We start from the raw sequence: 15,273 nt of genomic DNA, 5'->3' as shown, positions 1-15,273 counted from the left end.
ACTTGTACAGAGCCACCAAATAGATCAGTTATTTAATCTGTTTGGTATAATACCCATCTGATCATATGCCGGTAGTTCAGAACAGCTCGTCGGTCAGGCTGGTGCCGCCAAACTGTTGCCGGTTCTCCGGACGACCGTAACGCTTTGGCTCCGTGCCTTCGATAAAGTACTCGGTCATGCCATCGCCATGGCTGAGCAGGCCGCTGCCGGTGTCGATGGTGGCGGTCACCAGATGTTCCGGCACCGGGCGTGGCTGCTCCGGATGCTCTTTCAGCGCCACCTTCATGTAATCAACCCAGATGGGCAGGGCGGTACTGCCGCCAAACTCGCCTCCGGCCGTTTGCTTCGCGCCCAGATTGGGATTGTGCGCGGTGCGGCCCAGCGGACGGCCGAAATCGTCGAACCCGACCCAGGCGGTGGCTACCCTGTCGGGGGTAAAGCCGGAAAACCAGGCGTCGCGCGAGTCGTTGGTAGTACCGGTCTTGCCGGAGATGTCCCGGCGTTGCAGCGCCCGACCGGCACGCCACCCGGTGCCGTTCCAGCGTCGGCCGTTACTGGTTCCGCCCAGAATGGCGGAGTTCAGTGCCTGGCTGACCAGAAAGGCATTTTCTTCGCTGATCACCGGCACTCGGCCGGGTTCGGCCTCATACAGCACAATGCCCTGGGCATCCTCGATGCGCTGTACCACGAAGGGCGTCACCCGCGCGCCACCATTGGCAAAGGCCGCATAGCCGGTCACCATCTGCAGCGGGGTGGCGGAAGGGGAGCCCAGCGCCAGACTTTCGGTGGCGGGAATCTTGCTGGTGTCGAAGCCAAAGTCATTCAGCCGCTGCATGGCCACCGGAATGCCGGTATCCCGCAGCAAGCGAATGGACACCACGTTCTTGGAGCGGGCCAGCGCTTCCCGAATGCGGATCGGGCCATCATAGACATTGGGCGAGTTACGCGGTTTCCAGGCATTGCCGCTGCCCGCGTCCCAGTGGTTGATGGGCGCATCGTTGATCATGCTGGCCAGGGTGAAGCCGCTGTCCAGTGCCGCCGAATAGATAAAGGGCTTGATGTTGGAGCCCATCTGGCGCTCGGCTTGCTGGGCGCGGTTGAACTTGTTGAGGGTGAAGTTGAAGCCACCCACCAGCGCCGTGACCGCGCCGCTGGACGGCTCCAGTGCCACCAGGGCACCGTTGACCTCGGGCACCTGGGTCAGCATCCACTGTTGCTCTTCCCGCGGGCGCACCCAGATTTGATCGCCCGGACTGAGTGCCTCTTTGGCCTGGCGCAGGGCATGACCCTGACGCTTGTCGGTGATGTAACGACGAGCCCATTTAATGCCATCCCAGTCGAGTTGCACCTCACCTCTGTCCTTGATGATCAGGGTGGCGCTGCGCTCGGCCACGGCGGTCACTACCGCCGGCTCCAGCGGCCAGTAGCTCGGCTGTTGCTCAAGATGCTGTTCAATCTGCTCCAGGCTCCAGGGACTGTTTTGCCACAGGCTGGCCACCGGGCCACGATAACCATGACGCAGATCATAGGCCAGCAGACCATCGACCAAAGCGGTATTGGCGGCCATCTGCTCATTTGACTGCACCGTGGTGTACACGCTCAGGCCGCGGGTGTAGGCCTCTTTACCGAACATCGTCAGGGCAAATTGATGCGCCATCTCTGCCAGATAGGGGGCTTTGAGGGTAATTTCGGCACCGTGATAGCGGGCCGCCGCCGGCGTTGCCATCGCCTCGTTATATTGCGAGCGGTTGATCTTGCCGGTGTCCAGCATGCGCCCCAGTACCACGGCCCGGCGCTCTTCGGCGCGACGGGGGTTGCTGATGGGGTTGAAGATGGAGGGCCCCTTGGGCAGACCGGCGATCATCGCCATTTCCGCCAGCGTCAGGTCGCCGACTTCTTTGCCGTAATACACCTGGGCGGCGGCACCGACCCCATGAGAGCGATGACCGAGCGGAATTTTATTGAGATAGAGCTCGAGGATTTCGTTTTTGCTGAGCAGCGATTCAATATGCAGGGCAATGAAAATTTCCTTGATCTTGCGGATCACGGTCTTTTCCCGGGTGAGGAAGAAGTTTCTCGCCACCTGCTGGGTAATGGTGCTGGCGCCCTGGCGTTTTTCGCCGGTGGTCAGCCAGACGAATGCCGCCCGGCTGATGCCGATGGGATCGATGCCCGGGTGTTCATAGAAGCGGTCGTCTTCGGTGGCCAGAAAGGCGTCGATCAGCAAGGGGGGCATCTGTGCCACGGTAAGGGGATAGCGGCGCTGTTCGCCATATTGAGAGATGAGTTCGCCGTCCTGACTGAAGATACGCATCGGCGTTTCCAGGCGTATGTCCTTGAGCGCGGACACATCGGGAAGTTCGGGCTTGATCTGTTGATAAAGTACAAACACGGCGGCCACGCCGCTCAGAGCCAGAAAGAGACCGAATAAAAACAGGCGAATGAGCCATTTGAGCATGAAGATAACACCCGATAATCATTTTTTAATCAAATAGTGAGCAAGTATATCCTGTGTCGGCGGTATTGTTCGAGTGCTTTGTTTTTATACTGCGCTAACCTCAGCGATTTATTTGAGTCTATATATTATTATCAAGACCCATCATAACAACCACATGGATGATTATGTTGAACCTGAACAGACGCAAAGGCTTCCAGGGAATGATTGGAATCGATTTCGGGATGAACAGCATCAAGGCACTGGCCCTGAAAGGAAAACCGGGTCAGTATGAGCTCGAAGCCATGGCCAGTGTTCCCACGCCCAAGGGCAGTATCGTCGATCACCAGTTACAGGATATGGAGCAGGTAGTGATGGCGCTCAAGCTGTTACGGCGAAAACTGAACAGCCGTTGTGACCAGGTTGCAACCGCGGTGACCGGCAGCAGTGTGACCACCAAGACGATTCTGGTGCCGCGCAGTCTGTCGCACGAAGAGCTGGAAACCCAGATCTTACTGGAAGCGGAACAGCATATTCCCTTTCCGCTCGACGAGATCAGCCTGGATTACGAACGCCTTGGCATCAATGACAACCACCCGGACCGGGATAATATTCTGTTGAGTGCCGCCCGTACCGAAAGCATCAACAGTCGCGTCAGTGCCCTGGAGCTGGCAGGCTGGAACACTCGGGTGGTGGATATCGGTGTGCATGCCCTGGCGCGAGGAGTCAATGCCTGTCTGGCGGCAGAAAAGACCGAAGCCAGTCTGCTGGCCGTGGTGGACATCGGCGCCGAATGCCTGACCTTTGCGGTGATGGACGAAGGCGAAGTCATTCATAGTCGCTTGCAGAACTTCGGGGGCGCCCAGCTGAGTCGGGATCTGGCCAGAATGAGTGATATGCCGGCAGAGCGTGTGGAGCAGGCCAAGGTAGACAACACCTATCCCGCCGAACTGCGGGAAGATATCGAACAGCTGTATATCAATGCCTTGCTGCAGCATATTCGCCGGAATATTCAGCTGTTTTGCAGCAGCTCCGGTAATAAGCCGCCCTCCGCCCTGTTTCTCAGCGGCGGCGGGAGCCAGTTGGCGGAGCTGGCGCAGATACTGCAACAGGAGCTGAGCCTGCCGGTACTGCTGCCGGACTTTGAGCGGCTGTTTCACGGTATGCCGCAGCACTCCCCCGATGCGGCGGCCTTTACCACGGCGCTGGGGCTGGCCCTGAGGAGTTTTACCCCATGTCCAATATAAACCTGTTACCTTGGCGCGAAAGCGTTCGTGCGGCACAGAAAAAACAATTCATGGTGGCACTGGCGGTCGCTTCCCTGATCACGGTGTCGGTGATGCTGATGGTGAACATGTGGATTAATCAGCAGACCGCCCGACAGCAGCAGCGAAACCAGTTTCTACAGAACGAGACGGCCAAACTGGATCTGATACTGGGAGAGATGCACGATATCAGGGAGCAGCGTATCAAACTGCTGGAGCGAATGAGTCTGATCGACAGTTTTCAGCAGCGACGCAACCTGTCGGTGCGGCTGTTCAATCAGTTACCCGAGCTGGTGCCGCCCGGGGTTTATCTCAGTTCGCTCAATGTGGTCGACAATCGTATCGATATTGTCGGCAAAACCGAAGCCTATCCTCGGGTGGCCAACATGATTCGACAGGTAGAGCGCCGTGACTGGCTGTATGAACCCCGTATCAGCTCCATCTTCGCCAGTGACAGGCAGCCTATTGCCCTGAGTCAGTTTTCGATGCAGCTCAGGGTGCAGGCGCAAACACCGGGAGTCATCCAATGAACTGGCAACAGCTGAATGAACTGGACTTCGAGAATATCGGCCAGTGGCCGCGGCTGGCCAAGGTCATTGCCATTGCTCTTGCGTGCGCGCTCCTGGCCGGTGCGGTCGGTTATTTTCTGATTACGGACAGCCTCGCCCGGTTGGACCGGAGCAAGGCGCAGGAGCAAAAGCTGAAGCTGACCTTCGAGGAAAAAGCACAGCAGGCGGGCGGTTTGCCCGGCTCCAGGCTGCAACTGGAGGAGTTGCAGGCGGAGTTGAACGCCCAGTTACGCAAGCTGCCCAACACGCTGGAAATAGCCGGCCTGCTCGATGACATCAGCTTTATGGCGACCGACAATGGTCTGCGCCTGGAGCGCATCAACTGGGAGGCGGAAAAACCGAGCGAGTTTTCTACCGAGTTGCCGATGCGCATTATTGTCAGCGGTGATTATCATCAGTTGGGGCATTTTGTGGCCGATGTGGCGGCCTTGCCCCGCATCGTGATCATCGACAGCTTCAATTTGTCCCGGGCCGGGGCCGATCAGCTGAGCATGTCGATGCTGGCCAAGACCTACAAATATAACGAGCAGGAGGCCAAATGAGGTTTTTTTGCCTGTTGGCCGGGCTGCTGTTGACGGCGTGCATCGATGATCAGGATCTGAATCACTACGTGGCCGAGGTGAAAGCGCGTCCTGTAGCGCCACCGGAGCCACAGCCCAAGACCGAGGCGTTTGTACCCGAGACCTATCAGCCCGACTCGCAACGCAGCCCCTTCGGACATCCACAACCGGAGAACATCAAAAAACCGGACAATTCAACGGCCGATTGCGATCTGCCCGATCATGAGCGACCGGCAGAGGTACTGGAACGTTATTCGCTCGATAATCTGTCACTGCGCGGTACCCTGGGTGACAAGCGAGGTCTGTCGGCACTGATCCGTACCCAGGACGGGGTGACGCATCGGGTAAAGACAGGACAACGCATGGGGCTGAATCTCGGTGAGGTGGTGGGGATCACCACCAACGAGTTAACGCTTAAAGAATATATTCCCGATGGCAGAGGCTGTTGGGAAACCAGGACAACCCGGCTGGTGTTATCCGAAGCAAAATAAAAACAATAGGCATGGAGTGCGCTATGACAAGACAGATGGTGATAAAGCTGATGTGCAGCCTGGTACTCAGCCTGGTTCCATTTGGCCAGCTACTGGCCGCCGTTAGCCTGGAAAGCCTGCGGGTCAATCCTCTGGCTGGAAATCAGTTGATGCTGGAGCTGGAGTTTGATGCTCCTCCGTCGCTGCTGACCGATGTGGTGCGCCAGAACCCGGATCGACTGGTGCTGCAAATTCCCGATGGTTTCTCTGCCCTGCAGGAAAATTTAATCCCCATCGAACGGCAGGGGGTCAGCTCCGTGGATGTGCGCCGGGTTGGCTCCAATCTGGAGGTAGCCCTGATGATGGAGTCCATGCAGCCATACCGGTTACAACGCGAGGATAATCGTGTGTTGCTGCTGCTGGGCGAGGGCGTCAGCGGTGTCGACAACCGGGGTTCTGTTCTGCCGCCGGGGGCGATCAATGTCATTACCGGTATCGATTTTCGTCGTGGTCGCGATGGTCAGGGGCAGGTGCTGGTGCAACTGGACAAGTCCACCGCCGCGGTCGACATGCAGGTCAAGGGAAACCGGCTGACCGCCAAATTTCACAACACCCATATTGACGATGCCCTGCTGCAGGTGCTGGATGTCAACGATTTCGGCACCCTGGTCAACCGTATTCGCAGCCGCCGTGAAGGGAGCGATGTGCTGGTGATGGTCGAGACCTCTGGCCGCTTCGATTATCGCTACGATCAATCGGCGCGTCTGTTTGTGCTGGAACTGGCCAGACCGACCGAGGCTAAGTCCTCGGTGAAATCGGGCCGACAATATACCGGCAAGCCGATCTCGATGAATTTTCAGGATATTCCGGTACGCACCGTGCTGCAGCTGATCGCCGATTTCAATAACTTCAACCTGGTCACCACCGACTCGGTACAGGGCAATCTGACCCTGCGGCTCGATGGGGTGCCCTGGGAGCAGGCGCTGGATACCATATTGCAGGTGCGGGGGCTGGACAAGCGGCTGGACGGCAATATTCTGCTGGTGGCGCCGGCGGCGGAGCTGGCGCAACAAGAGCAGCAACAGCTCGAGAATCGTCAGGCCAAGGAAGTGCTGGCACCGCTGGTCACCGAGTTTTTGCAGGTGAATTATGCCAAGGCGGTGGATGTGGTGGCCTTGCTGACCAATGAAAGCACCGGTCTGCTGACCGAGCGGGGCGCCATCGCGGTCGATGACAGAACCAACATGCTGGTGATCAAGGATACTCAACAAAGCATCGATAACATCAAGCGCATGCTGTCTCTGCTCGACATTCCCATCAAGCAGGTGGTGATCGAAGCGCGCATGGTGACCATCGACGACGGCTTTGAAGAGGCGTTCGGGGTGCGCTGGGGCTACAGCAACGACAGCAGTTCCGGCCGTAATGAACAGTCGGTGAGCGGTACCCTGGAGGGCATTCGTGCCGGTGATGATGACAACTCGCTGAACGTGAATCTGCCGGCGGCGGGAGCGGCGGGTAACATCGCCTTTCAGGTGGCCAAGCTCGGCGGCGGCCGGTTGCTCGATCTGGAATTGTCGGCGCTGGAGCGGGAGAACCGGGCAGAGATTATTGCAAGTCCAAGGGTCACCACCTCCAGTCAGAAGCCGGCGTTGATCGAGCAGGGGACCCAGGTACCGTTTTCTTCTGCCAGTGACGGTGGCACTCAAGTCGAGTTTCAGGATGCGGTGCTCAGCCTCAAGGTCACGCCGCAAATCACCCCCGATAACCGGGTGGTACTGGATTTGACCATTACTCAGGACTCTATTGGAGAGCGCATTCCCCAGGCGACGGGGGGAGAGGCGGTGGCGATCAATACCCAGTCGATCACCACCCAGGTGCTGGTGAACGACGGTGAAACCCTGGTGCTGGGGGGAATATTTCAGCAAAATATCCTGCGTAGTGTGACCAAGGTGCCTTGGCTTGGCGACATCCCGGTGGTGGGCCGGTTGTTTAAAACCACCAGTGACAGCAACAAGAAACGCGAGTTGATTATCTTCGTCACCCCCCGTATTGTGCACGACAGTATTTGAACTCCAGGACGCTTTGCCCCTGCAAGCCGGGGCAAAGCCGTCATCAAACAGACCAGAAACGGGAACTTGGGCGCAAGGGCAACTGCATGGAGCCGTGTCTCGCTCCGGGCTTCTTTGGCCCCGTGGCGGGTATTACCCTTGCCAGCGACCGGCGCAGTTGCGATAATTCGGCGTCCAATTTCAGAAAGTTAAGGTCAGGTCCATCGTCGACCCTGCGGTGTTCGTGGGGCGCATTTGTTTGTGAGAATTTCGTGTAACATGGCTGAGAAACGCAATATCTTCCTTGTAGGGCCTATGGGTGCGGGCAAGAGCACCATCGGTAAATACCTGGCGCAGCAACTGCATATGGAGTTTTATGACTCCGATCATGAGATCGAGCATCGTACCGGTGCCGATATCAGCTGGGTATTTGATGTCGAAGGCGAAGAAGGCTTCCGCCAACGCGAAGAAAAGGTGATCAACGATCTGAGCGAACTGCAGGGCATAGTGCTGGCTACCGGCGGTGGTTCCATCAAGAGCAAAGAGAGCCGTAACCGGCTGTCGGCCCGTGGCATCGTCGTGTATCTGGAAACGCCGGTCGAGAAGCAGCTGGCCCGGGTACAGAAAGACAAGCGCCGTCCGCTGCTGCAAACCGAAGAGCCGCCGCAGGAAGTGCTGGAGCGACTGGCTGCCGAGCGCAACGCCCTGTATCTGGAAATTGCCGATTATGTGGTGCGCACCGACGAACAGGGCGCCAAACTGGTCGCCAATCAGATAGCCGAATTGATCGGCCTGTAACGGACAGGAGCTCCATGGAAAGGTTAACCGTCAATCTGGGTGAGCGCAGCTACCCCATTGTTATTGCCGAAGGCACCCTGTCACAGGGCTCGCTGCTGCGGGACATGGTCAAGGGTAAAAAGGTGCTGGTTGTTACCAACGAGGTGGTGGCACCCCTGTATCTCGATACCCTGCTGACGGCGCTGGCGCCGCTGCAGGTCGAGTCACTGGTGTTACCCGACGGCGAGCAGTTCAAGACCCTGGACACCTTCAATCAGGTGATGGGAACCCTGCTGGCCGGCAATCACGGGCGAGATACCACCCTGGTTGCCCTCGGTGGCGGTGTGATTGGTGATTTGACCGGCTTTGCTGCCGCCTGTTACCAGCGCGGGGTGCCCTTTATTCAGGTGCCGACCACGCTGCTGGCGCAGGTTGACTCTTCCGTGGGCGGTAAAACCGCAGTCAACCATCCCCTCGGCAAAAACATGATCGGTGCCTTCTATCAGCCCCAAATGGTATTGATCGATACCTCGTGCCTGCAAACGCTGCCGGAGCGGGAATTTGCCGCCGGCCTGGCCGAGGTGATCAAGTACGGCATTATCTGGGACGCCGACTTCTTCGACTGGCTGGAGCAGAATCTGCCGCGCCTGCAACGGCTCGAGGCGGATGCGCTGAGCTATGCCATTCGTCGTTGTTGTGAAATCAAGGCGGACATGGTGGCCTCTGATGAACGGGAACATGGCGTTCGTGCCCTGCTCAATCTGGGGCATACCTTCGGCCATGCCATCGAAGCCGAAATGGGTTATGGCAATTGGTTGCATGGCGAGGCGGTCGCCGCCGGCACCATGCAGGCCTGCCATACCGCCCACCTGCGCGGTGAAATGAGTCGCGAGGAGGTCGCCCGGGTAGAAAGCCTGTTGATCAAGGCGCATCTGCCGGTGCTGGGGCCTGCCGAGATGACACTCGACCATTATCTGCCGCATATGCTGCGTGACAAGAAAGTGCTGGCCGGCAAGTTGCGTCTGGTGCTGCCGGTCGGCATCGGCCGCGCTCAGGTGGTGGATGATGTCACCGAGCGGCAGCTGGCGCAGGTGGTGGCGTCGGAACGGACACCGTGACCGACGCGGTTAATCTTCCCTTCTCCTCTCAGCAGCAGCTGCTGGCGCGGCTGCTGCACCTTTCCCGCCTCGATACCGATTTTATTCTGCTCACCGGGCCCGAAGGTGCCGGCAAGTCCTACCTGGCCCATCGGCTGACCGAAGAAACGACCTTGATGCTGCCGGTGCTGCTGGATGCCGAAGCGCTCGACAGTCATGCCCGTTTTCGTGATGCACTGCTTGGCCGCTGGTTTCCGGGAACCGTGTTCGACTCCGAAGACTCGTTATCGGACTCCATGGCCAGGCTGTTGCCGGCCAGTCTGCACAAACGCTTGCTGGTGGTGGACAATGCCGAGTGGCTGACCGATATACTGTTACAGGAGCTGGTGGAGCTGTATCTGGCGTTGCCGGCTTCGGTCAGGCCTTTCATGGTGCTGATCGGCTCGGCCGACTGGGCCGGGCAGGTGTGTCTTCAGCTTGATGACGAGATGAGATCCCGGGTGCTTGAAGTGGAAGTGCCGCCGTTGACCACGACGGACAAGCAGGACTTATGGCACGCTTTGGGATACCAATCCCCCCCCGCCACATCGCATGAGATTCAATATCCCGGCGATGTGATTGACACCATGGAGCCGCAGATGAAAACACAAGGTTATCGCCAGCTGGTGGAGCAGAAGTCCGTCAAGATACTGCTCACCGCGCTGATCGTGGTGGTGCTGCTGATTATTATCGTCAGTCTGCTGGATGACTCCGACTCGTCGGCGCCCGAGCTGGTTCAGCCGTTCGAACAGGAGCAAGAGCTGGCGTTACCGCCACCGATACCGACTCCGGTACCCGATACCGAAACGTCTACACCCGAGTCAGCGGGTGATAGCGTGGTGCGGGAATGGCCGGTCGAACCCTTGCCGGATACGCCGGCCATCAGTACGCGCGTTGCCGAAACACCGGACGACAGCGACAAGGAGCGGGTGGTGATCGAAGACAAGGTGGTCAGCAAGCTGATGCAGCGCAAGGCGACCCCCGAACCGGCGGCCAGGCCGGATACCTCGGCAGGTTCGGCGCAGCCTGCACCTGCAGGTCGGCAGTCGGCCAACACCGGGGGGCTGAGCCCCCTGTCGGCGCTGATGCAAAAGTCCGGTGGCCGTTATACGCTGCAGCTGATGGCCAGTCGTGATCGGACGGCACTGGAGAAAATGGCCACGCGCCATCGTCTGGCCCCGAGCTGGGTGTATCCCCGCAGCATCAACGGCCAGCCTTGGTTTGTACTGGTATTTGGCGATTTTGTGTCACCGGAGCTGGCGCGTCGCGGTATCGGCTCACTGCCATCCGAGCTGCAGGCGGCCAAACCCTGGCCCAAACCCTTCGCTCAGGTGCAAAAAGAAGTCAAACCATAGTCATGGGGTTGGCTTGAGGTTACAATGCGCGCCCTTCACCGGTTAGGCTTTGATGACGACAATGACTAAAACTCGGGCATTCCTGAAATGGGCCGGCGGTAAATACGGCCTGGTAGACAGCATCAATCGGCGTCTACCCGAAGGCCGAGTGCTGGTGGAACCCTTTGTAGGCGCAGGTTCGGTATTTTTGAATTCCGACTTTGAAGCCTATGTGCTGGCCGATATCAATGCGGACTTGATCCATTTGTATCAGCTGCTCAAGACCCGGCCGGACGCCTTTATCCGCGATGCCGCCGCCATGTTTACCGCCGCCAACAACGACAAGACCACCTATTACGACTTTCGGGTCGATTTCAATCAGGAACGGGATCACTACCGGCGAGCCTTGTTGTTCCTGTACCTGAACCGGCATGGTTATAACGGCCTGTGCCGCTATAACAAGAAAGGCGGTTTCAACGTGCCCTTCGGCGCCTATAAAAAACCCTATTTCCCCGAACGGGAGCTGTGGTTCTTTGCCGAGAAAGCACAGAGGGCCACCTTCGTCTGCCAGAGCTATACCGAGGTGTTTGCCCGGGCCGATGCGGATCAGGTGTTTTACTGCGACCCGCCCTATGCGCCGCTGTCGTCCACCGCCAGCTTTACCACCTACGCCGCCAACGGCTTTACGCTGGACGATCAGGCGATTCTGGCCCGGCTGGCGCGGGAAACCGCCACCCGTGGTGTACCGGTGCTGATCAGCAACCATGATATTCCGCTGACGCGGGAACTGTATCGAGATGCGGATCTGGAAGTGGTGGCGGTCAAGCGTACCATCAGCCGCCATGCGCACAACCGCAAGAAAGTAGACGAACTGCTGGCCCTGTTCAGCCCCGGTTCTGCTTGTGAGGAGTAAGGAGTTAGGGGGGGGAGGGGAGTATCGCCTCACCCCTCACCCCTCGCTCTTCACCCTTTATCCCTCACCCTTCACTCCTCAGATATCAAGCACCAGCCGTACCACCAGCAGCAAGACAAGCACCAGCCCGACGATGGCCAGTGCCCCCAGGCCCAGATAGGGCCAGGGGCTGCCGCTGAACTGTTGCTGCCGGTTCTTTTGTGACTGCACCCCGAACAGCGCCGCCGCCACCGCCTGTAGCCTGTGTTTCCAGCTCATCATTTCCTCGTCCTGGCGAATGTCAGCCAAGCATAGACGGCTTGCTAGAGAATCACCGGGCACTGGGGTAGAATTGGACGGTTTTTTGCGCTCAAGGGAACTTTGATGACCGATTACCTGATTGCCCCCTCTATTCTTTCTGCCGACTTTGCCCGCCTGGGTGACGACGTGGCCCAGGTGCTGCAAGCGGGCGCCGACGTGGTGCACTTCGATGTGATGGATAACCATTATGTGCCCAACCTGACCATAGGCCCCATGGTGTGCAAGGCGCTGCGCGACTACGGCATTCAGGCGCCCATCGATGTTCATCTGATGGTCAAGCCGGTAGACAGCCTGGTGCCCCAGTTTGCCGAGGCCGGCGCCTCCATTATCACCTTTCACCCCGAGGCGTCCGATCATATCGACCGCACCCTGGGGTTGATCAAGGAGCAGGGCTGTCAGGCCGGCCTGGTGTTCAACCCGGCTACGCCGCTGAGCTACCTGGATTACGTGATGGACAAGGTGGACGTGATCCTGCTGATGTCGGTCAACCCCGGTTTTGGCGGCCAGTCCTTTATCGACGGCACCCTCGACAAGCTGCGTCAGGCTCGTCGTCGCATCGATGAAAGCGGTCGCAACATTCGGCTGGAAATCGACGGTGGCGTCAAGGTCGACAATATTCGTGCCATCGCCGAGGCCGGTGCCGACATGTTTGTGGCCGGCTCCGCCATCTTCAGCCAGCCCGACTACAAGACGGTGATCGACCGAATGCGCAATGAACTGGCCAGCGTTCGTGGATAACATCGAGCTTATCCAGTTCGATCTGGACGGCACCCTGATCGACAGCGTGCCCCAGCTGGCGTTGGCGGTAAACCGCATGCTGGAACAGCTGGGCCATGTGTCGGCAGACGAGCTGGCGGTACGCCATTGGGTGGGTAACGGGGCCGACATGCTGGTGCGTCGCGCCCTCATCAATGCGCTCGAATGCGAGCCGGACGCCACACAGCAGCAAGAAGCGCGAGCGGCGTTCGACGTTGCCTATGAAGGGGTAGCCGAGCACGAGCTGGTGTTTTATCCCGGTGTGCTGGATACCCTGCATCAGTTACACCAGGCCGGCAAGACGCTGGCTATCGTCACCAACAAGCCCTACCGCTTTGTTCCTGCCATTCTGGCGGCGGCGGATCTGAGCGATTACTTCTCGCTGGTGCTGGGCGGTGACAGCCTGGCGCAGAAAAAGCCCGATCCGGCCCCGCTGCTGCATGTGTGTCGTGAGCTGAATATCACGCCGGCGCGCTCCCTGATGATCGGCGATTCCGAAAATGATGTGTTGGCGGCCAAGGCGGCCGGCATGGCGGTGGTGGGTCTGACTTATGGTTACAACTACGGCCGGGATATTGCCGAAAGCCACCCGGACCGGGTGATGAGCGATATTCGCGGGCTGCTCGACCTGTTGCTAAAAAATGAACACAGAAAGGATAATCATGGCTAAACCAATTGTTTTCAGTGGCGCCCAGCCTTCCGGGCAGCTGACCATAGGCAACTACATGGGCGCCCTGCGCCAGTGGGTGAAGATGCAGCAGGACTACGACTGCCTGTACTGCATCGTGGACATGCATGCCATTACCGTCCGTCAGGACCCACAAGCACTGCGATCGGCCTGTCTGGATGCGGCGGCACTTTATATGGCCATCGGCCTGGATCCGGCCCAGAGCACCATTTTCGTGCAGTCGCATGTGCCCGAGCATGCGGAGCTTTCCTGGATTCTGAACTGTTATACCCAGTTCGGCGAATTGTCGCGCATGACCCAGTTCAAGGACAAGTCCAGCCGCTATGCCGAAAACATCAACGCCGGCCTGTTCACCTATCCGGCGCTGATGGCGGCGGACATACTGCTGTACCAGACCAGCCAGGTTCCGGTAGGTAACGATCAAAAGCAGCACCTGGAGCTGACCCGGGACGTGGCCTACCGTTTCAATCAGCTTTACGGTGAGGTGTTCACCGTGCCCGAGCCTTTCATTCCCGCAGACGGCGCGCGCATCATGAGCCTGCAGGAGCCGACCAAAAAGATGTCCAAGTCCGACGACAACGTCAACAACTTCATCGGACTGCTGGAAGACCCCAAGGTCATCGCCAAGAAACTCAAGCGGGCGGTCACCGATTCCGAAGATCCGCCAGTGGTACGTTTCGATGTGGAAAACAAGCCGGGGGTTTCCAATCTGCTGACGCTGATGGCCGGTGCCAGTGGTCGCTCCATTCCCGAGCTGGAACAGCACTTCGAAGGCAAGATGTACGGCCACCTCAAAACCGAGACGGCCGAAGCGGTACTCGCCATGCTGGAGCCGATTCAGCGCCGCTTTCACGAGCTGCGTGAAGACGAGACAGAGCTGTGCAGAATACTGACGCTGGGTGCCGACAAGGCCCGGGCGAAAGCTGTACAGACCCTGGAAAAGGTATATGATGTGATTGGCTTTGTACCCAAAAGCCGTTAATACTTAAGGGAGCCGTCAAGGCTCCTTTTTCGACGGTTTCATTGTTTCGATTATTTTGCCGAACCGACAGTCTCACCGGTTCGATAACTTCACTGGATTATTTCCCATCTATGATAGAAGAAAACACCCTTGATCGGGAATTGACCGACAAGCTTTACTGGCTGCGTAAATTTCGCATGGCCAAGAATGACAAGACACTGGAATTAATGGTATCCAAAGCCGTTGATGATTATCACACTCACTCTGCCGTTGTTGCCGCCATCTATCTGGCCGAATGTCAGCGTGAGCGTGAAATGCTGCAGGGACGTTTTCTCGATCAATAAGCACAACGTGAGTCAAACGGGGCAATAGCTCTCGATTACTCCTGATACAGGCTGACCATCAAGGTCAGGCCGGGCTGTCGTTATCTTTGGATCTGGCCCATAATCAAGGTATCTCCACACTCATCGGTTACCCCATGCCGATAGTTGTCAAGAGGAGGAGACACCCATGATACTGCAACTTTTCAAACGTCGTCGATGGCTGTTGCCTCTGCTCGGGGCGCTGACCTTTGGCCTGATGGCACCGCAGGTGCTGGCAGACAGAGAGGGGCGCGGTGATGGCCGAGGATACCAGCAGGGCTACGACAGGCACCAGAATCAGTACTATGGCAAGCACTACGGCAAGCGTTTCAAGCACCGTAAACACGCTCGGCATCACAGGCATCATCGTCACTATCGGTACGCTCCGCGCAGGGCAAGGGTGGTAGAGCAGTATTATTATCAGCCGCCCCGTCACTATTATCGTGAGCACCGTTCTTCGCGAGCACATATCTCGGTGACCCTGCCTCTGGGTACCATAGTGCATGGCCTGCCCGGTGGTTATGTCAGCTTCAACCTGGGTGGTGATCCCTATTACTACCACGGCGGTAATTACTATCGTTCCTATCAGCGTGGTTATCGGGTGATTGCCCCGCCGTCCGGACACAGGTGGTAATGCCAAACAGCTTAAATAACAGATCTGCTCGGTTGTTCTGCAAAGGTCGGACAAAGGGTCCGCCCC

The 15,273-nt window shown here is 58.1% G+C and carries 16 protein-coding genes; 14 read left to right on the top strand and 2 right to left on the bottom strand.

All coding sequences use genetic code 11. The features are described 5' to 3' along the window. Positions 1-76 precede the first annotated feature (76 nt). Entirely contained in the window at positions 77-2,458 is a 2,382-nt protein-coding gene (locus tag Q0753_RS08620; RefSeq protein ID WP_298719496.1) for a penicillin-binding protein 1A, read from the bottom strand. A gap of 200 nt (positions 2,459-2,658) precedes the next feature. Between Q0753_RS08620 and pilM the strand changes: the two genes are divergently transcribed. The 9 genes from pilM (at position 2,659) to Q0753_RS08575 (ending at position 11,506) form a co-directional block, all read left to right on the top strand. Next, the gene (pilM, locus tag Q0753_RS08615; RefSeq protein WP_298719494.1) at positions 2,659-3,681 is read left to right on the top strand and encodes a type IV pilus assembly protein PilM; all 1,023 of its coding nucleotides are present in this window, start codon (positions 2,659-2,661) and stop codon (positions 3,679-3,681) included. Then, positions 3,669-4,229 carry a PilN domain-containing protein gene (locus Q0753_RS08610; RefSeq protein WP_298719492.1) on the top strand — a complete coding sequence of 187 codons (561 nt, stop codon included), beginning with the start codon at positions 3,669-3,671 and terminating at the stop codon, positions 4,227-4,229. Before pilM ends, Q0753_RS08610 begins: the two co-directional genes overlap by 13 nt. Further along, a complete protein-coding gene (locus tag Q0753_RS08605; protein ID WP_298719490.1) occupies positions 4,226-4,810 on the top strand; it encodes a type 4a pilus biogenesis protein PilO in 585 nt (194 codons plus the stop codon). The genes Q0753_RS08610 and Q0753_RS08605 overlap by 4 nt, the downstream gene beginning before the upstream one ends. After that, positions 4,807-5,319, top strand: coding sequence for a pilus assembly protein PilP (locus Q0753_RS08600; protein ID WP_298719487.1), 513 nt, complete (start codon positions 4,807-4,809; stop codon positions 5,317-5,319). The genes Q0753_RS08605 and Q0753_RS08600 overlap by 4 nt, the downstream gene beginning before the upstream one ends. A 50-nt stretch (positions 5,320-5,369) precedes the next feature. Beyond that, complete coding sequence (locus Q0753_RS08595; protein WP_298719565.1) at positions 5,370-7,367, top strand: type IV pilus secretin PilQ; 1,998 nt, start codon at positions 5,370-5,372, stop codon at positions 7,365-7,367. Between the two features lie 258 nt (positions 7,368-7,625). Continuing rightward, positions 7,626-8,144, top strand: coding sequence for a shikimate kinase AroK (gene aroK, locus Q0753_RS08590; protein ID WP_104486184.1), 519 nt, complete (start codon positions 7,626-7,628; stop codon positions 8,142-8,144). Between the two features lie 14 nt (positions 8,145-8,158). Continuing rightward, positions 8,159-9,241, top strand: coding sequence for a 3-dehydroquinate synthase (gene aroB / locus Q0753_RS08585; protein ID WP_298719482.1), 1,083 nt, complete (start codon positions 8,159-8,161; stop codon positions 9,239-9,241). After that, positions 9,238-10,614 (top strand): AAA family ATPase, encoded by a 1,377-nt coding sequence (locus Q0753_RS08580; RefSeq protein WP_298719480.1) that lies wholly within the window; start codon positions 9,238-9,240, stop codon positions 10,612-10,614. The genes aroB and Q0753_RS08580 overlap by 4 nt, the downstream gene beginning before the upstream one ends. A gap of 61 nt (positions 10,615-10,675) precedes the next feature. Next, positions 10,676-11,506: a Dam family site-specific DNA-(adenine-N6)-methyltransferase gene (locus tag Q0753_RS08575; protein WP_298719478.1), complete on the top strand. Its 831-nt coding sequence runs from the start codon at positions 10,676-10,678 to the stop codon at positions 11,504-11,506. Between the two features lie 78 nt (positions 11,507-11,584). Here the strand turns inward: Q0753_RS08575 and Q0753_RS08570 are convergent, their stop codons facing one another. Beyond that, entirely contained in the window at positions 11,585-11,767 is a 183-nt protein-coding gene (locus tag Q0753_RS08570; protein ID WP_298719475.1) for a DUF2970 domain-containing protein, read from the bottom strand. A gap of 102 nt (positions 11,768-11,869) precedes the next feature. Here Q0753_RS08570 and rpe point away from each other — a divergent pair, with 102 nt between their 5' ends. From rpe to Q0753_RS08545, 5 genes are all read left to right on the top strand, one after another. Next, positions 11,870-12,544 (top strand): ribulose-phosphate 3-epimerase, encoded by a 675-nt coding sequence (rpe, locus tag Q0753_RS08565; protein WP_344964593.1) that lies wholly within the window; start codon positions 11,870-11,872, stop codon positions 12,542-12,544. Continuing rightward, positions 12,519-13,232, top strand: coding sequence for a phosphoglycolate phosphatase (locus tag Q0753_RS08560; protein WP_298719471.1), 714 nt, complete (start codon positions 12,519-12,521; stop codon positions 13,230-13,232). The genes rpe and Q0753_RS08560 overlap by 26 nt, the downstream gene beginning before the upstream one ends. Next, complete coding sequence (trpS, locus tag Q0753_RS08555) at positions 13,225-14,232, top strand: tryptophan--tRNA ligase (RefSeq protein ID WP_298719469.1); 1,008 nt, start codon at positions 13,225-13,227, stop codon at positions 14,230-14,232. Before Q0753_RS08560 ends, trpS begins: the two co-directional genes overlap by 8 nt. Positions 14,233-14,342: 110 nt before the next feature. Next, a complete protein-coding gene (locus Q0753_RS08550; RefSeq protein WP_298719467.1) occupies positions 14,343-14,555 on the top strand; it encodes a hypothetical protein in 213 nt (70 codons plus the stop codon). A 166-nt stretch (positions 14,556-14,721) separates the two neighbouring features. After that, positions 14,722-15,207: a DUF6515 family protein gene (locus tag Q0753_RS08545; RefSeq protein WP_298719466.1), complete on the top strand. Its 486-nt coding sequence runs from the start codon at positions 14,722-14,724 to the stop codon at positions 15,205-15,207. The last annotated feature ends 66 nt before the right edge of the window (positions 15,208-15,273 follow it).

It is taken from the genome of uncultured Oceanisphaera sp., assembly GCF_947495715.1.
Taxonomy (GTDB): domain Bacteria; phylum Pseudomonadota; class Gammaproteobacteria; order Enterobacterales; family Aeromonadaceae; genus Oceanimonas; species Oceanimonas sediminis.
Note: the sequence above shows the minus strand (reverse complement) of the source record. Positions and strands in the feature narration are given on the sequence as shown.